This window comes from Nocardiopsis mangrovi (assembly GCF_042653925.1).
GTDB classification, from domain to species: Bacteria; Actinomycetota; Actinomycetes; order Streptosporangiales; family Streptosporangiaceae; genus Nocardiopsis_B; species Nocardiopsis_B mangrovi.
In genome coordinates this window covers 15,702-35,299 of sequence record NZ_JBHSFQ010000045.1, presented here as the reverse complement: position 1 = coordinate 35,299, position 19,598 = coordinate 15,702, and the positions used below count along the sequence as shown (strand labels likewise).

Genomic DNA, 19,598 nt, shown 5'->3' with positions numbered 1-19,598 from the left:
AGGGCGTCGGCGGCGCGGGCGTCGGCGCCGGTGCCGGCGGCGCGCCTCCGCGCCTCATCGGCACGGGCGTCGGCCTCCTGCGCCGCCGTCTCGAAGCCGGCGGCGCGGGTATCCGCGGCACGCGCCGCCGCGTCGTCGCCCTGCGCGCGGGCCGCGTCCGCGCGCTCGTGCTCACGGCGGGCGGCACCACGCGCATCGGCGGCCACCGAGAGGTGTTCGCGCACGGCCCCCCGCACCTCGGCATCGCCGGGAGAGACGAGCGCGTCGGCGACCCGCGAACCGTCCCACCCCCTCAGCACCCGGTCGGTGGCCAGGGCGAAGCGGTCGAAGACGCCGGCCAGCCGCGGGTCGGACACGGCCCAGCCCGGTTCCAGGATCCAGGGAACGGCGAGCTTGACCGGGGCGGGCAGCTCCACCGCCCGTACGGGCGGGGTGTGGTCCGAGGATCCGTGGTCCATCACCGCGCCGATGGTGTCGGCGTAGTCGGTCGCCACGACAGGTTCGTTGTACTTGCCGTAGCGCCCCCCGGAGAACGCGTACCAGCCCAGGCCCTCCATGAGGGCGGGCCCGGGACGCACGGCGTTGGCGTCGGCCGGCCACCGAAACAGCGACCGCGGATCCGCGTACTGGTCGGACAGTCCGAGCCAGTGCCCGGTCTCGTGGACGGCCACCTCCACCGGGAACCCGTCGTGCCAGCTGCCGATGTTCATGCCCGGCAGGTCCCACGGCTGGGCGACGTCGTCGTAGTGGCTCAGGACGACCGCCGCGTGCACGTCGTCGGCGTGCGTGGCGTCATCGGCGAATTCCAGGCGGATGTGCAGCTGGTCACCGGTTCCGGGCAGGAGTTCGGCGCCGGGCACCGTGATCGCGTTGCCGTCCAGGTCCCCAGGGTCGGGGCGGCTACCTGGACCGAACAGCGTCTCGAACAGGTCCGTGCCCATCCGGTGGACCACCGCGCCGTCCTCGGGCCGCACGATGCTGCCGTCGCCGCGCAGCCGGAACCGGCCGTTCCACATGGTCTCCAGGGCGGCGCGGTACTCCTTGAGGTAGGCGTCGTAGCGCGCCGGGACCATACCCGCACCGGGCACGATCCGCGGGCGGAAGGTGATCTCCCGGATGTGGGTCGGGCCGCCGTCCGTGCGCAGGTCGGCCGGGATCTCGACGCGCCGGTGCTCGAACCTGCGCAGAGCGGTCCACTGGGGCCCCATGTCGGCCTTGACGAACCGCTCCGGGTCGCCGGGCCGGCGATCGGGGTTGCGCACCACCTGTTCCGCATCGACCTGGTTGCCGCCGGCGTCGAGGTCGACGGGGTTACCGTTGGCGTCGTGGCCGCGGGGGCCGCCGTCGGGGGCGAGGTCCAGCGGGCGCGCCGCACGGGCACCCTGCTGGATCTCGGCCCAATCGGCGCTCACATGCGGCCTACCGACCTGGTGGACCTGCGCGTTCGCCCGCGCGGACTCCCACGCGTCCTTGCCCTCTCCCGTCCACAGTGACGGGTCCACCACCCCCGCGTGCTCGTGCGCCGACAAGGGGACGTCCCTCGCGGGATCGGAGAATCGCCGGGCCGGGCGCGGCTCCACCATGGTCTCGATCCGGTCCAGGGTGCGCCGCGCCACATACGGCTCGGCCACGCCACGTGCCGGGTCGCCGTCCAGCATCCCCAGCCGGCGCAGCACCTCACCCACACCCCGCCCATCGGCACCCGGGGCGGGAACGGGGGCCGGCGACCCGTCGTCCCCGGGCGCCACCGGATGCCAGGTCACCGTGGCGTGCACGCGGTCGGGATCGTCCTCGCCCGGTGTGGCTTCGGCGACCTCCACGTGCAACTGCGCACCGCTGCGCGGCAGCACGTAGGCGTCGTTGAACAGCGCCTCGACACGCCCCCGCAACGCACGGGTCGCCGCGTCGGCGGCCTCCTGGTCCACACCGTCCCCGGCGACCACGTTCAGCCGCACCGTGATGGTGCGCACGGCCGAGGGTCCCTGGTCATCCGCAGGGTCGATCTCGATCGTGGCGGACTCGAAGAACAGGTTGCCGATCACCACCTCGGCCCGCATCGGACCCCGCGGTGTGTCCACCTCGACACTCAACGGCGACGCGTCCGCCGGCACCTTGAGGGTGCTCGCGAAGTGAGTGGAGACGTCGCGGAACTCCACCGGCGACTGGTCCCCCCACCTGCCCGAATCCGGCAGACCCGTGACACGCGGCGCGGGATCGCCCGGCCGGTGATTGACGGGCGGCCCGAACACAGGAGCATCCGTGGAGTCCGGAGTCGACGGCGGGGTGGCGGCGGCCGGCGGGGTGGAGTCCGCGGCCGACGGGGCGACGCTCTGGTGTGCGGCGCCGCCGTCCGCGAGAGGCGCGGGCATGACCCCCGGACCACTCCGCGGCGCCATCCCCGGGGTGTAGGACCCGCCCGTGGAACCGGGCGCGGGCGGGTACGGGCTCTGTGCGGCCTGCCCGAAGGGCTGCGGGGCCGGTGCCGGCGCGATGGCGCCGATCTGGGCGTCGGTGACCGGCACGCCCGACTGCTGGAGGACGCGCAGCGCGTCGGCGAGGACGCCCTGGTGGTTCCAGGCCATGAGCTGGTCGTAGACCTGCTGGTCGGTGAAGCGGGCCGGGGGGTGTCCGGGGGCGGTGACGGTGATGTCGGCCGCGGACGCGCCGAGGGCGACCTGGTCGTAGGCCGAGCCGAGGATGTCCAGCACCGCGCGTCCGGCCACCGGTGGCGCCAGCGCCCCCAGACCGGCGCCGGGCGTCCCGGGCGGGGCGGCCTGGTAGGGGGAGAGCAGGGTGAGAACGTGCTGCCGCGCCGCATCGGGCAGGGCGCGGGCCCAGTCACGGCCCACGACATCGAGCGCGTTGTCGCCGAGCACGTGCAACGCGCCCAGCAGCCGCCCGTCGCGGCGCCACCCCTCCAGCCCGGCCTCAGCGTCGCGGGTGCTGATGGCGGGATGGTCCTGGGTGGCGGGGATGTCGGTGACCGGGCCGCGGCCGGCGGCCTGGTCGCGGTAGGCGGCGTACACGGCCAGGGCCGCCGCCTGCGCCGCAGGATCGTGGGAGCCGGCCAAGCCGCGGCCGAGCCGGGAACGCTCGGCATCGGGGAACAGGTCGATGAGGGTCCCGAAGGAGATGTCGACCCCCGCCTTGGAGGCGGAGTACGCCATCGGCGCGAGCAGCCCGCCGTCCCGCCACTTGGCACGGTCCTCGCTGTAGGCGACGGGGTCGGCGGCGTGGCTCTCGGCCTGCTCGGGGCTCCAGCCGCGGACGTGCTCGTCGACGGCGAGCGCGAAGTGGTCGAACACCTCGTTCCACCGGGGGTCGGTGGCCAGCATGTCCGGCTCCAGGAACGCGATGATGGACGCCTTGTCCTCATCGGACAGGTCGGCCATCCGCGTCGCTGGAGAGTGATCCGATGTGCCGTAGGCCATGACCGAGCCGAACCTGTCGAGGTCGTCGATCCAGGCGACGGGTGGGCGGGCCTCCTTCATCCGCCCACTGGAGAATTCGAGCCACTCCGCGCTGTTCATGAGGCGCAGACCCGGGCGCACGCCATTGCCGTCCGGATCCGAGCGGAAGATCGCGTTCGGGTCCGGGTACTGGTCGACCAGGCCGAGAAGGTGCCCGATCTCATGGACGGCGGCTTTCGCCGGGTAGATGTCGTACCAGGTCTCCGTGTTCATGGGCGGTACGTCATGGATGGTGGAGACGTTGGCCCAGTGGTGCAGGGTGATGGTGTGGTGCACCTGGTCGTCAGGGGTGGTGTCGTCGGCGAATTCGAGGTTGATGTGCAACTGGTCGCCGGTTCCGGGCTGCGGGCCGGGGCCGGACAGCCTCGCCTCGTTGCCGTTCAGGTCGTCGGCCTCCCGGCGGCTCCCCTCACCGAAGAGCGTCTCGAACAGGCGCGGGTCGATCCGGTGCACCAACGCACCCGCGTCGTTCACGACGGTCCCGTCCCCGCGAAGCCGGAACTTGCCGTTCCACATGGCGTCCAGCTCTTTGCGGACCGCCGTGAGATAGGCGTTGGACGACGCCTTCGTCATCCCCCTGGCGGGGCGGACCCGGGGGCGGTAGGTCATCTCCGCGATGTGGGTCGGCCCCCCCGGCTTGCGGTACCGGTCGGGGATCGGGACCCGCTTCCACTCGAACCTCCGGTCGACCTCCCACCCGGGCAGGTCCGGCCGGACATGCCGCGGCACGCCCATGGACGGGCTCTCCGCCGTGACCGACGACGGGTCCTTGAGATTGCCGTACGCATCGAAGTCGTTCTCGCCCAGCGGCCTCGCCGGACGGGCGTCCACCTTCATCTCGGGCCACGACGCCTCGACACTCAGGCCGACCTGGTGGACCTGCGCGGCCGCCCGCGCGGCCTCCCACTCGGCCTTCCCCCCGCCCCTCCACTTCGACGGGCTCGTCACCACCCCCTCGTGCGCGACATCCGACGCCCGGACATCCTCCCCCCACCGCCGAGCCGGACGCGGCTCCACCATCGTCTCGATCCGGTCCAGCGTCCGCCGCGCCACATACGGTTCGGCCACCCCCCGCGCGGGATCGCCGTCCAGCATCCCGAGCAGGCGCAGCACCTCACCCAAGCCCCGGCCATCGGCGCCGGCCGCGGGAGCCGGGGCCGGCCGCCCACCGACGGCGGGCGGAACGGGAGACCAGGTCACGGTGGCATGGACGCTGTCCTGCGAGGCCATGTACCCCGCCTCGACAACGGTCACGTTCAGCTGCCGTCCGCCGCGCGGCAACACGTACTGGTCGTTGAACACCGACTCGATGCGCCGCTTGAGCCCCTCGACGGCCGCGCTCCTGGTCGCGGCGTCCACACCGTTCCCGGAGAAGTGGCGGAACCGCAGCGTCACATTGCGGACACCGGAGGGACCGCCGTCGTCTCCGTCGCCGTCGCGGCCGATCTCGATGGTGGAGGACTCGAAGAACCGATTGTCGACCGACACCTCGGCGCGCATCCGCCCGTTCGGGGTGTCGACCTCGACCGTCAACGGCGGCGCATCCCCATGCGTCGAGGAGTCGACGCTCATCGCATCCACCGACGAGTCGGAATCCCCCTCATCCTGCGGCGGGTCGAGGGTCTCAACGAAATGACGCGAGAACTGGCGCTTCTCCGGAGCCGACTCGGCGCCCCAGGTTTCAGGGCCGGGCAGGCCGGTGGCGCGCGGCGCGGGGTCGCCCGGCCGGTGGTTGACGGGTGGCCTGAACACAGGGTCATCCGTGGAGTCCGGCTCCGATGGCCGGGTGGAGTCCGCGGCCGGCAGGACGGCGCCCTGGGGTGCGGCGTCGTCGCCGTCCGCGGCTCGCACGGACGGGGCCTGGGTCGCACCGCTGCGCGGCGCCATCCCGGGGGCGTAGGACCCGCCCATTGCGCCGGGAGCTTGCTGGTAGGGGCCCGGCGCACCGTGCCCGAAGGTCTGCGGGGCCGGTGCCGGCGCGATGGCGCCGATCTGGGCGTCGGTGACGGGCGCGCCCGACTGCTGGAGGACGCGCAGCGCTTCGGCGAGGACACCCTGGTGCTTCCAGGCCATGAGCTGGTCGTAGACCTGCTGGGCGGTGAAGCGGGCCGGGGAGTGTCCGGGGGCGGCGACGGTGATGTCGGCCGCCATCTTGCTGAGGGCGACCTGGTCGTAGGCCGAGCCGAGGATGTCCAGCACCGCGCGTCCGGCCACCGGCGGCGCCAGCGCGCCCAGCCCGGCATCGCGGGTCCCGGGCGGGGCGGCCTGGTAGGGGGAGAGCAGCGTGAGGACCTGCTGTTGTGCCGCGTCGGGCAGGGCGCGGGCCCAGTCGCGGCCCATGACATCGATCGCGTTGTCGCTGAGCACATCGAGCGCGCCCAGCAGCCGCCCATCGCGGCGCCACCCCTCCACAGCGGCCTCGGCGTCGCGGGCACTAATGGCGGGATGGTCGGGCGTGGCGGGGATGTCGCCGATCGGGCCGCGGCCGGCGGCCTGGTCGCGGTAGGCGGCGTACACGGCCAGGGCCGCCGCCTGCGCCGCCGGGTCGCCGGAGCCGGCCAAGCCGCGGCCGAGCCGGGAACGCTCGGCATCGGGGAACAGGTCGGTGACGGTCCTAAAGGAGACGTCGACCCCCGCCCGGGAGGCGGAGTACACCATCGGCGCGAGCAGCCCGCCGTCCCGCCACCGGGCGCGGTCCTCGCTATAGGCGACCGGGTCGGCCGCGTGGCTCTCGGCCTGCTCAGGGCTCCAACCGCGCACGTGCTCGTCGACGGCGAGCGCGAAGTGGTCGAACACCTCGTTCCACCGGGGGTCGGTGGCCAGCAAGCCGGGCTCCAGGAACGCGATGATGGACGCCTTGTCCTGGTCGGACAGGTCGGCCATCCGCATCGGCGGCGCCTGCGCCGAGGCCCCGTGGTCCATGACCGAGGTGATGGTGTCGAGGTAGCTCTGCCGGATCCAGGGGTCGGTGACCTCCACCATCCACCCGTTGGCGTCCTCGGCCGTCCAGTTGTGCCCCATGATGCCGGGGCCCGGACGCACGGCGTCGGCGTCCTCGCCCCAGCGGCGGAAGGAGTCGCTCTCGGAGTACTCGTCGAGCAGGCCAAGGTAGTGCAGGGTCTCATGCACCCGCGACTTCACCGGATACCCCCGGTCCAACCAGACCTTGGTGCTCATCCTGTCGTCGTCGGTGTAGGGCAGCGACGGGTCGGCGGCGAGCACCTCGATCTCGGCGTGCACCTGATCGGCGGGCGTGTCGTCGTCGGCGAACTCCAGGCGGACGTGGAACTGGTCGCCGGCCCCGGGCAGCGCATCGGCGCCGGGCACCGTGCCCTCGTTGCCCCACAGGTCCGGGTCGTGCTGGTCGGGGATGCTGTCCTCACCGAACAGCGTCTCCAGCAGCCGCGTGCCCATCCGGTGCACCACCGCACCGTCCTGCCCCCGCACGACGCTCCCGTCGCCCCGGATCCGGAACCTGTGGTTGAGCGTCGCGTCCAGCGCGTCGGCGTACTCACGCAGGTACGCGTCGTACTGCGCATCCGTCATGTGGTCGGCGTCGATGGACGGCCGGAAGGTGATCTCGCGGACGTGGGTGGGGCCGCCCGGGGTGCGGTGCTCCTGCGGGATGGGGATCCGCCGCCACTCGAACCTGCGCTGGTTGCGGATGCGGTCCATGGCGGCGCGCGGACCGTGGGGATTCGCCGGCCGGGAATCCTCCGTGAGGACGTCGAAGAAATCCGCCTCCAGATGCGGCCCGCCCACGCGGTGGACCGGAGCATCGGCCCGCGCGTCCTCCCATACCGACCGGTGGACCAGCCCGTCCTGCGCCGTGAACTCCCGCGCGGGCCCATCGCCCTGGGGATCCGAGAACCGCCGCTCCGGGCGCGGCTCCACCATGGCCTCGATCCGGTCCAGCGTCCGCTGCGCCACGTAGGGCTCGGCCACGCCCCGCGCGGGATCGCCGTCCAGCATCCCGAGCCGGCGCAGCACCTCACCCAAGCCCCGCCCGCCGGCGCCGGCCGCGGGAGCCGGGGCCGGCTGCCCGCCCACGGCGGGCGGAACGGGAGACCAGGACACCGTGGCATGGACGGTGTCCTGCGGGGCCATGTACCCCGCCTCGACCACGGTCACGTTCAGCTGCCGCCCGCCGCGCGGCAACACGTACTGGTCGTTGAACACCGACTCGATACGCCGCTTGAGCCCCTCGACGGCCGCGCTCCTGGTCGCGGCGTCCACACCGTTCCCGGCGAAATGGCGCAACCGCAGCGTCACATTGCGGACACCGGAGGGACCGCCGTCCTCGCCGCCGCGGTCGATCTCGATCGTGGAGGACTCCAAGAACCGGTTGTCGATCGACACCTCGGCGCGCATCCGCCCATTCGGTGTGTCGACCTCGACCGTCAGCGGCGGCGCATCCCCATCCGTCGAGGAGTCGACGCTCATCGCATCCACCGACGAGTCGGAATCCCCCTCGTCCTGCGGCGGGTCGAGGGTCTCGATGAAGTCGCGCGAGAACAGCCGGCGCTGCGGAGCCGACTCCGCACCCCAGCTGTCGGGACGGGGCAGGTCGTTGCGGACCGGCGCCGGGGCCGGAGGGGTGAACCTATGCGGAGCACCGTCCGAAGTCGGACCGGCCGACGGCTGCCCCGCCGTCGCCGTGCCGGAAGGACCCGCCGGGGGCACCACTCCCTGGGCGGGTGGCACGGGCGTAAGGCCCGGCGGAACACCCCGAGCCCCCGCCCCGGACGTGTCCGGCTCCGGCATGGGGCCGTCCAGGCGGCCGCGCCCCCGCGCCCCCGGGTCAACGGGACTTCCCGTCGCCGCCTGCTGCTGAGGCGATCCGGTCGGGGTGCGCGTGGCATCGGGCACGAGGCCCGCGGCGCGGGCAACGGTCACGGCTTGTTCAGGGATGTCCAACCCCAGGTGGCGAAGGACCTGTCTGACCCGATTGGAGACCGTGCTGAGGGACTTGCCGAGTTCGACGCGAATCTCGTTGTTGTCCCATCCGCGCCCGAGGAGGGTGAAGATCGCGTATTGGGGATCGCTGAGCGTGTTGATGCCGTCGAGCGCCGTGGCGAGTCGCTCGGGAGAGAGTCCAGCGGTGGCCGCGGGTGCGGGTGTGGGCGCGGCCTGGATGTCGGCCTGGGCCGACTCCGAGGTCAGCCCGGCCGCACGGGCGACGGCGACCGCATCCGCGCGGGAGTGCACCCCCAGACGCGCGTAGACACGCCCGGCCAGGCTCGCGAATCTGTCCGGCCTCACGCCGAGGCCACGGGCGATCCCAGCCATCGAACGGCCCTCGTCCATGAGGAGGGCCAAGGCTCTGCGCTGGTAGGGCGTGAGCCCGCCCACGAGTTCGTGCGCACGTGCCTCGCTGATCGGCGCGGCGCCCGATTCGCCCTGGCCGGGCGCCTGCGGCACCGGAGGACCCGTGCCCTCCCGGCCGCCGTCCGCGGCCACGGCACCGCCCGAGTCGACGGCGGAACCATCGAAATCGAACAGGGCGTCGTCGAAATCGGCTGGATCGAACGGAAAATCGTCGAGGTCGGCCTGGCCGTCGAGGAAGGCGAGGAAGTCGGAGTAGGAGGTGGTGTCCGCATCGTCGGCAACGGCGGGGGCGTCGGGGAGGTCGCCGAGGTCGTTGATCGCGTGGCGCTCTGCGGCGCCCGCGTCACCCGAGTGGTCGTCGCGGTCGTCGCCGACGGTGGAAAGGGGGCCGGACGCCTCCGGGGCGGCGAGGCGGGCACCGAGAGTGCCTTGGTAGCCGTGGTGGGCGTCGCCGGTGGGAGTGGGCTGCCAGCCGGGGGGCGGCACCCACCCGGCGGGCACGATCTCGGCCTCGATGAACAACGGGTTTTCCGCATCCGCGCCCGGGGCCCGCCGGTCGGGGTGCCGGTAGACGGCGTGGACGGCGAGACGCGACCCCCGCGCCACCAGCACTCGCCCTCCCCCACCAGCGGAGTCGCCGACCACGTAAGCGGCCGGGAACCCCTGGGGCACGCGGATCATGACATAGGCGGAGGCGTCCTCGGCGGCGCGTGTGCCGAAGGTACCGATGAGGGGATGCGCGATGTCCACCACCGTGCCCGCGGCCCGGTGGGCGTCGTCAGGGCTGCCGGGGTCGATGCCCAACTGCCGCAACAGGACCGCCCCGGCGCCCAGGTGCACGGTGGTCGCCACGGGCGGCGCCGCCGACGCGAGGACGGCGTCGATGTCGCCGACGATCCGCTGGAAATCGTCGCGGTCACCAGGTGCGACATCGCCGGTGGCCAGCCCGTCGTCGACCTCGTCGCGGGCGCGGCCGGTGTACGCCCCGACAGAACGGGCCTGATCCGGGGTGACGGCCAGGATATGGGTGCCCTGCACCGAACCGGGCGCCCCCTCCGCGGTCACCGCGATGGGCAGGTTCAATCGGGCCCACTGGTCGGCGGCCACGTCGTCGATCCGTGCGCGGACGTTGTTGCCCATGCCCCCGCCGGGATCCTGGTCCTGGTCGCCGCCGTGCCATTGCAAAGACGGGGGCAGCGGGACGCGGCCGGCCTGGTCGCCGCCCGGGCCGCCCAGGGGGTCGCCGGCGTCGGGCAGGTTCTCGGGGTCGTTGGTCACCGGGGAGCCGGTGCGAAGGGTGTCGGTGCCCTCGTGGGAGACGGGCGCGGTGGCGGTGTGGCCGCCGCGGAGGTACGCCGGGTCAGGGGTCAGCCCGCTCTCCCGGGCCAACTCACCCAGCCCGGCGTAGCCGGGCACGCCCACACGGTTGTAAATGACACCGAGATACCTCTTGACCGTGGAGAACGGTATTCCGGTCGCCCCGGGGATGTCGCGGACCGACGTCTTCTGCCCGACGAGGGCGGCGATGGTGCGGTGTTCAGCGGTCAGGTCCGTGACGGGAACGATCCGGGTCCCCCGGAGGTGGGCCGGGTCCGGGGTCAGCCCGCTCTCCCGGGCCAGCTCACCCAGCCTGACGTAGCCGGGCACGGCCACGCCCACCCGGTTGTATATGGCGCCGAGACGCTTCTCGACCGTGCTCAGCGACTTCCCGATCTGCCCGGAGATCGCGCGGACCGACTGGTTCTGCCCGACGAGGGCGGCGATGGTGCGGTCCTCACCGGTCAGATCCGCGACGGGAACGATCCGGGTCCCCCGGAGGTGGGCCGGGTCGGGGGCCAGCCCGGCCTCCCGGGCCAACTCACCCAGCCTGGCGTAGCCGGGCATGTCCACGCCCACCCGGGAGTAGATGTCACCTAGCCGCACCTCGACCGTGTGCTGGTGCAGCCCGGTCTGCCCGGCGATGGCGTGGGTCGACTGGTTCTGCCCGACGAGGGCGGCGATGGTGCGGTCCTTGCCGGTCAGTGCCGTGACGGGAACGGTCCGGGTGCCCTGGAGGGGGGCCGGGTCGGGCACGGTCCGGGTATCCCGGAGGTGGGCCGGGTCGGGGCTCAGTCCGCTCTCCCGGGCCAGCTCACCCAGCCCGGCGTAGCCGCGCGCGCCTACGCCCACCTGGTTGTAGATGTCAGCGAGGCGTGTCGGGAGCGTGCGCTGGTCGATCCCCGTCTGCCGGGCGATGGCGCTGGTCGGCTGGTTCTGCCCGACGAGGGCGGCGATGGTGCGGTCCTCACCGGTGAGGGCCGTGACGGGAACGGTCGGGGTATCCCGGAGGTGGGCCGGGTCGGGGGTCAGCCCGCTCTCCCGGGCCAGCTCACCCAACCCGGCGTAGCCGTCCACACCCACAAGGCTGTAAATGCCGCTGAGGCGCCCCTTGAGCGCGCTCAGCGACATCCCGGTCTTCCCGACGATGACACGGAGCAGCTGCTTCTGCCCGACGAGGGCGGCGATGGTGCGGTCCTCACCGGTGAGGGCCGAGACGGGGATTCCGGTGCTGTCGTCGCCGGCCGACGGTCGGGCCTGGCCGCCGGAGTGGTCGTCAGGGGCGTCGGGGAGTTGTTCGGGGTCGGGCATGATGCCCTTCGGGCGGCTCGGCCCCGTTGCGCCCGGGTCAACGGGCCCTTCCACCGCCGCCTGCGGCTGAGGCGGCCCGGTCGGGGTGCGCGTGGCGTCGTCGAGGACGTCGTCGGAGACCGGTACGCCGTACCGGCTCATGACGCGCAGCCCCTCGGCGAGGTCGCCCTGGTCCCGCCAGTCGTTCAGCTGCGCGCCGACCTGGTCCGCGGTCAGCCGGACCGGCCCATGCCCCGGGAGGGTGACGGTGATGTCCCGCGTCGGTGCGGACAGGACGAGCCCGTCGTAGCCCGCACCGAGGATCTCCAGGGCGACTCGGTCCAGCACGGTCCTCGGCAGGGGGCCCAGCCCGTCGAGGACCGACCGGGGCGACGCCGTGCCCACGGGCAGCACCTCGTCGAGGACCTGCCCGCGCAGGTCGTCGGGCAGCGCACGGGCCCACTCGCCGCCCGTCACCGTCAGCCCGATGTCGTCGAGCACCCGGAACGCGTCGAGCAGTTCGCCGCTGCCGCGCCACTGCTCCCATCGGGCCTCGATGTCGTGGGCGCTGATGGCGGGGCGGTCGTTGGTGGCCGGGATGCCGGTGACCGGGCCGCGGCCGGCGGCCTGATCGCGGCCCGCGGTGAACACGGCGAGCGCGTCCGAGTCGGCCGCCGGGGAGCGCGTGCCCCCGAGGGCGTCGCTGAGGCGGGTCCGCTCCGCATCGGGGAGCAGGCCGGCCACCTTCGCGAAGGGGACGTCCAGCAGCCCGCTCACACCGACGAAGTCCAGCGCCCGCGCGAGCCGGCCGTCGCCCCGCCAGCGCGCGACGTCGTCGCGGTAGGCGGCGGCGTCGGCGGCGTGCTGCTCGGCCCGGTCGGTCGTCCAGCCGCGGAGGGCCTCGTCGGTGGCGAGGGCGAAATGGTCGAACACCTCGAACTGCCGCGGGTCCCTGGCCGCCACATCGGGTTCGAGGATGATGTTGGTGATCGCCTTGACCTCGCTGGGCAGCTCGGCCGCCCGCACCGGCGGACGGTAGGCGGAGGAGCCGTGGTCCATGGCCGAGGCGAGGACGTCGAAATAGCGGGTGCGGGTCTCGGGGGTGCGGAGCTTGCGCCACCGGCCTTCGGCCAGGCCCAGCCATTCGTTGCCCATGAGGCCGTAGCCGGGGCGGACGGCATCGGCGTCGTCGCCCCGCCGGAAGACCGACCTCTGGTCGGGGTATTCGTCGCCCAGCCGCCAGTAGTGCGCGCTCTCGTGGACGGCGATCTCCGCCGGGAGCCCGTCGTACCAGTTGCTCATGTCCGGAACCTGCGTCGTCCAGGACCGGGCGGGATCGAAGGTGTGCAGGGTGACGTCCGCGTGCACCTGGTGCTCGGGCGTCGTGTCGTCGGCGAGTTCGACGCGGACGTGGAACTGGTCCCCGGTCCCCGGCAGGGCGTCGCCGGCGCCGTCCCGGCGCACCGGCGCGTCGGCCGCGTCCGGGACACTGCCCTCACCGAAGAGGGTTTCGACCAGATCCGCGGGGAGCCGGTGCACCGGCCCACCGTCCGGGCCCGCCAGCGTCCCGTCGCCGCGCAGCCGGTACTTGCCGTTCCACACGGCGTCCATGGCGGCCGTGTACTCGCGGAGGTACGCGCGGTGGCGCGCCTCCGTCGTTCCCGGGCCGGGGCTGACCCGCGGGCGGAAGGTGATCTCCCGGACGTGGGTGGGGCCCCCGTCCGTACGGTGCTCGGCCGGGATCTCGATCCGCCGCCACTCGAACCTGCTCACGCCGAGCAGCTGGGGCCGCATTTCAGCGGAGACGAACAGTTCCGGGTCGCCGGGCCGCGCGTCGGGGTTGATCACCAGCGCCGAAGGGTCCTTCGGGGACCCGTCGGAGTGCAGGTCATCGGGACTGAGCGGACGCGCCGCCCGGGCGGTGTTCAAGGGTTCGGCGGCGTCGACGTTCACATGCGGCCCGCCCACCACGTGGACCTGGGAGTCCTCCCGGGCCGCAGCCCACGCCGACGGGTCGGCCAGGCCCGCGTGCACCTGCGCGGGCGCGTCGCCTTCGAGGTCCGACCACCGACGCGCCGGACGCGGCTCCACCATGGCCTCGATCCGGTCCAGCGTCCGCCGCGCCACATAGGGCTCGGCCACACCCCGCGCGGGGTCGCCGTCCAGCATGCCCAGCCGGCGCAGCACCTCACCCACGCCGCGGCCATCGGCGCCGGGTCCGGGCGCGGGGGGCGGCGAACCATCGGCCGCGGGCGGCACCGGATGCCAGGTGACGGTCGCGTGGACACCGTCCTCCGGGGTGGAGGACGTCGCGGGGACCACGGTGACGTTCAGCTGCTGACCGCCGCGCGGCAGCACGTAGGCGTCGTTGAACACACCCTCCACGTGCCGATCGAACGCCCGCGAGGTCGCGGTACCGGTATCGGCGTCGACACCGTCCCCGGCGACGTGGCGGAACCGCAGCGTCACATTGCGGACGGAGGGCGGACCGCCGTCGTCATCACCGTCGCGGTCGATCGGGATCGTGGCGGACTCGAAGAACCGGTTGTCGATCGACACCTCGGCGCGCATCCGGCCGTTGGGTGTGTCGACCTCGACGGCCAGCGGCGGCGCACCCTCCGGGGAGTCGAGGGTGTTCGCGAAGTGGCGGGAGAACAGGCGCCGCTCCGGCTCCGGCTCGGCCCCCCATCTTTCACGGCCCGGCAGATCGGCCGCACGCGGCGCGGGGTCGCCCGGCCGGTGGTCGACGGGCGGCCCGGTCGGCGCGGGTGCGTCGGAGGACAGTCCCCGGTCGGCCGCGGCATCCCCCGTGCTGGGAGCGGGAGCCTGCTGCGTGGGTTTCGCCGTCGGCTGCCCGGTGTCGCCGACCGGTCCGCTCCGGGGGGCCGAGGGCGGCCGGATCGGTTCGGAGGGCAGGGGCGCCCCCTCGCCGCCGGTCATCATGAACGCCTTGAGCGGCGGCTGTCCCCCGGAGAGCAGACCATAGGGATCGGCGAGCGGACGGTGCGCGGCAGGGCCCGTCCCGGCACCGGAGTGCCGGCCGGATTCCGTGGCGGCGCGCTTGCCGTAGTCGGCGCTGTCGGCGGTGACCCATTCAAGACCCGCGAGGTAACCGGCGTAACGGGGGTCGACCGTCCAGCTGCCCTGCCGGAATTCACCGAAGCGATGCGTCTCAGGGACGTCCCGGCCCTCCTGGGCCGCCACGTAGGTAAGCAGTTTGGAGCGCATCCTGCCCGGCCCCGAAACCTGGGGGGAGACCTCCTTGGCCCGTTCCGATGCGTTGCCCTCAAGCTGCGACAGCGGCCTGGGCACCGCATCCGAGATGCGGGCGTCGAGGGCCAACTCCGAGACCATCTCGGTCAGGAAGCGCGACCCCGGCGGAGCGACGATGAGGTTGTTGTTGAAGTGGCCCAGGCGCCACTGGTACTGGGCGGGTGTGGGAAGTGCGGACTCATCCGCCCCGGCGCGCCGCCCCAGCTCCGACACCATCTGCCGGACTTCTTCCTCCTGCTTCTGGTCGCGCAGCAGCGGAGCGAGCATCGGCACCGAATCGCGGTCCATCGGCGGCAGGGGGCGGCTCAGGTCGATCGATCCCGGGCCGATGTCGGAGTCGACGTGCATCCCGCCATAGGTGATCAGGGCCTGATAGCGGACGATGTTGGACTGCATCGTCCACACCTCCCGCTGCGCGGCGAAGTCGTGGAGGTCGCGTGCCCCACCCCTGACGCCGAGGTCGTCGGCGGGGCTGGTCGAGATCTCCACGACCGGCCGGCCGTCGGCCCCGGTCGTGCCCGACAGGTCGGAGAAGAGGGCGGCGTTGCGCTGTGCCGCTGAGGGGTCGGTCCACAGGCGGACCGTCCAGCCCGCATCCGCGGCACGCCCGACCCAGTCCCGCATGTTCTGCGCGCTGGCGTCGGGCACCCGGCCCTGGAACCAGCTCATGTGCAGGATCCGGGGTACCTCTGCGGCGGTGTCCGAGGAACCGCCCATGACGACCCGCTGCCGGGGCGGTGCGGTGCTCCGCAGTTCCGCGGAACGGTTGGCGTCCCTCCCGCCCTGACCCTTGGACGGGTCCAGGGTGGTCGGGGCCAGGTCGTCCGCGACGATGCCGATCTTGTGTACGCCTCGGTCCAGGACCGACTTCGTGTACGCGCGGGACACCTCGTCCCCGCGGGACTGCGCCGTCTCGGAGGCGGCGGCCCGGTTGCCGTGGCCCTGCGCCTCCACAGCGGGCAGTTGTCGGTTGTGCAGCAACGCCTGGTAGGCCTCGTCGACTCTGCGCTGGGCGAAGTCACCGATCGCCGACCGGTCGTGCTCGCGCAGCGTGGCGCCGCTCCTGTCGAACGACACCGTGAGCGAATCGCCGTGGTCAGCGGGAGGCGGCGCGGTGCGGGCCGTGGCTCCGGACGCGGGGGGGAGACCCATCTGACGGCCGCGCCGCATCGCCAACGGGTGTCCCCCGTGTCCTCCCGTGCCCTGCTGGGGCGCGGGCTGCGGCGGGGGGGACGCGGTCGGCGTCTGCGGGCCGGACGGGGCCGTCGCCATCGGCGCGATGGCGGCGATCTGGGCGTCGGTGATGAGGGCGCCGGAGTCCTGGAGGACGCGCAGCGCGCCGCCGATGGCGTTCTGGCTGCTCCAGGCGCTCAGCTGGGCGAAGACCTGCTGTGAGGTGAACGCGGCCGGCGGATGGCCCGGCACGGTGACCGTGAGGTCGGGCAGCGACACGCCGTGGACGAGCAGGTCGTACACCGAGGCGAGGATGTCCAGCACGGCGCGCTCGGCCACCGGCTGCGGCAGGGCGTCCAGGCCGGCGGGCGACCCGGGCGTCTGCGGGGGTGCGGCGCCACCGGGCGGCAACAGGTTGAGGACCTGCTGCCGCTGCGCGTCGGGCAGGGCGCGGGTCAGCTCGGCGCCCTGTACCGTCACCCCGTTGTCCTGGAGCACCAGGAGACCGTCGAGCAACCGCCCGCTACCGCGCCACTGCTCCATCCGTGCCTCGGCGTCGGCGGCGCTGATGGCGGGGTGGCTCTTCCCGGCGGGGACGTCGCCGACCGGATTGGCGATGCCGCGGTCGTGGGCCGCCGCGAAGACGGCGAGTGCTTCGGCGACCGCCGCCGGGTCGGTGGAGCCGTCCAGCGCGTCGCCGAGCCGGGCGCGCTGGGCGTCCGGGAACACGTCGAGGAGGTTCGCGAAGGGGACGTCGATCCACCGTGAGGCGAGGTGCACCAGCAGGGCGAGCCGCCCGTCCTGGCGCCACTGGTCGACGTCGGCGCGGTAGGCGGCGGGGTCGGCGGCCTGCTGCTCGACCCGGTCCCGTGTCCAGCCGCGGACGTGCTCGTCGACGGCGAGCGCGAAGTGCTCGAAAACGGTGTCGGCCCGCGGGTCGGTCGCCGGGGTATTGGGCGCCAGGACCCCGGGGATGAACGCCCTGACGTCGGCCGGCAGGTCGGCCACCCGCGCCGGCGGCGGCTGGACCGACGAGCGCTCCATGACCGAGGCGAAGGTCGCGAGATAGTTCTCCAGGATCTCGGGGTCCCGGTTCTTCACGCCCGCGTTCCCGACGATGTCGATCCAGTTGTTGCCCATGAGGCCGAAGCCGGGGCGGACGCCGTCGGCTTCCTTGCCCCAGCGGTGGATGGAACCGGAGTCCGAGTAGGTGTCGCGCAGGCCGAAGAGGTGCAGGGTCTCGTGGACGCGCGACTCCACCGGGTACCCGCCGTCGTACCAGACGTCCGTGTTCATGACCTGGTCGGTGTACGGCTTCGACAGGTCCCACGGATGCACCTCGACGTAGTGGTGGACCTGGTCCTCAGGCGTGGAGTCGTCGGCGAGCTCGAGGCGGACGTGGAGCTGGTCGCCGGCCCCGCGCAGCGGGCCGGCGCCCGGCGCCGTCACCTGGTTGCCCTCCAGGTCCTTCGGGTTGCCGATGCTGTCCTGGCCGAACAGCGTCTCGAACAGGCCCGTGTCCATCCGGTGCACCACCGCACCGTCCTGGTTCACGATGGTGCCGTCGCCCGGCAGCCGGAACCGGCGGTTGAGCATCCCGTCCAGCGCCGTGGCGTAGTCCTGGATGTACCGGACGTATTCCCCGTCGGTCATGCCCGGGTAGGAGTAGATCCGCGGGCGGAAGGTGATCTCGGCGATGTGGGTCGGGCCACCGGGGGTACGGAGCTCGGCCGGGATCTCGACACGCCGCCACTCGAAGGAGCGCCTGCCTTCCCACCCGTCGCTCATGTCCGCCGTGACGAACTTCTTCGGGTCGCTCGGGTCGGTTCCCGGGATGTCGGCCGTGATCGACGGGTCCTTCGGCGAACCGTCGGCGTTGAGGTCGCCGGAGCCGAGGGGACGGGCCGCGCGGGAGCCCTTCGCGATCTCGGCGAAGTCCTCCCCCATGTGCGCACCGCCCACGTTGTGGACGGGAACGGCGGCGCGGGCGGCTTCCCAGTCCGGCCAGGCCGACGGGTCCACGAGGTCGGTGTGCTCCTGCGCGGGCAGGTCGTCCGCGGGGTCGAACCACTGGCGCTCGGGCCGCGGCCGGACCATGGTGTCCAGGCGCTCCAGCGTGCGCCGTGCCACGTACGGCTCGTTCACGCCCCGCGCCGGGTCGCCGTCCAGCATGCCCAGCCGGCGCAGGACCTCGCCGATCCCGCCGCCGTCCGCGTCCGGGACGGTGCCCGCTTCCGGGGGTGCGTCCGTCGCGGGCGGGCGGCGCCAGGTGACGGTGGCGTGGATGTTCTCGGCCGGAACCTCCGGCCCCGCAGCGATCACGCGCACGTGCAGTTGCTCACCGCTGCGCGGCAGCACGTAGGCGTCGTTGAACAGGGCCTCCGCGCGGCGGGTGAAGTCGAGCCGGGCGTCGCGAGCGGTGGTGGGCCACACACCCTGGGCTCGGTCGAACTTGACCATCAGCATGATCTCGCGGACGCCGGACGGCCCGTCGTCGCCCGCGCGATCGAGATCGATCAGCTTGGACGCGAAGAAGCGGTTGTCGATCCGCACGTCGGCGTACACCGGTGTGGTGCCCGCGCGAACCCCGACGGTCAGCGGCGGGGATCCCGCGGGGACGCCGTCAAGGGTGGCGGCGTACAGGCGGGAGAACTCGCGGAACAGGGGCGGGGACTCGGCTCCTCGGGCGTCCTGGCCGGGCAGTCCGGTGCGGCGCGGTGCCGGGGCCGCAGGGGCGAACGCGTCCCCGTTCGTACCGCTCCGGGTCCCCCCGGCCGGATCGGAGGCCGGGTCGGAGATGTCCAGGCCGCCCAAGGCACCGGTGACCTGCGCGGTCGATGGGTGGGCGGAGGCCCGGGCCGGACCGGTCGCCGGGGACTGCGCCTCGGCGGAATCGGGCGGGGTGAACTGCACCGGGCGGCCCGTTCCCACCGGGAGCGTCTGCTGCCGCTGCTGCCGGGCGCGCCCGGCGCGGTCCATGACGTCGCCGGGGACGGTCGCGCCGTTGTCACTCAGGACGTGCAGCGCCTCGGCCAGGGCTCCCTGCCTGCGCCACGCCCGCAACTGCTGGTACACCTGCTCCGCGGTGACCCGCACCTGCCGTCCGTCCGGGGCGGTGACGGTGACATCGCGCGCCGGCGAACGGTGCACCATCTGGTCGAAGCCGGCGGCGAAGACCTCCAGGGCCACGTGCGGCAGCGCCCGCCGGTCCAGGCCCAGGCCGCTCAGGGCCGGCTGCTGCTCGGCGAGGAGGCGGCGGGCGACATCGCGCACCTGTCCGTCGGGCAGCGCGCCGATCCACTCGCTCCCCGTCACCCGCACGCCGTTGGCGCCGAGCACGCCGAGCGCGGCGATCAGATCGCCGTCGGCGCGCCACTGCTCGACCTGGTCGGCGATGTCGTCGGCCGTGATGGCGGGGCGCCCCGGCGCGGCGGGGATGCCGGTGACGGGGCCGCGCCCGATGGCCTGGTCGCGGCCCGCGGCGAAGACCGCGACCGCGTCGTCGAAGGACAGGTCGTTGGCGTCGGTCAGTACGTCTTCCAGCATGGCGCGCGCCGTGGCGGGCAGCGCGTCGATCACCGCCGTGGAGCCCACGTCCAGACCGTTGCGGCCGGCGAGGTCCAGCGCCTGGGCGAGGCGGCCGTCGCTCTGCCAGCGCGCCATGTCGGCCGCGAAGGAGTCGCGGGCCGCGTCGCGCTCCGCCGCGGTGGCATCGGGCCCCACGAGCTGGTCGACGACGCGGTCGGT

General features: G+C 73.5%; 1 protein-coding gene (only partly in view). It reads right to left on the bottom strand.

Features of this window, described 5'->3' with window-relative positions; all coding sequences use genetic code 11:
• The coding region annotated (locus ACFO4E_RS28050; RefSeq protein ID WP_465263149.1) for a WXG100-like domain-containing protein crosses the window boundary (this coding region is incomplete at its 3' end): on the bottom strand, positions 1-19,598 show 19,598 of its 33,965 nt. The annotated region continues 14,367 nt past the right edge of the window.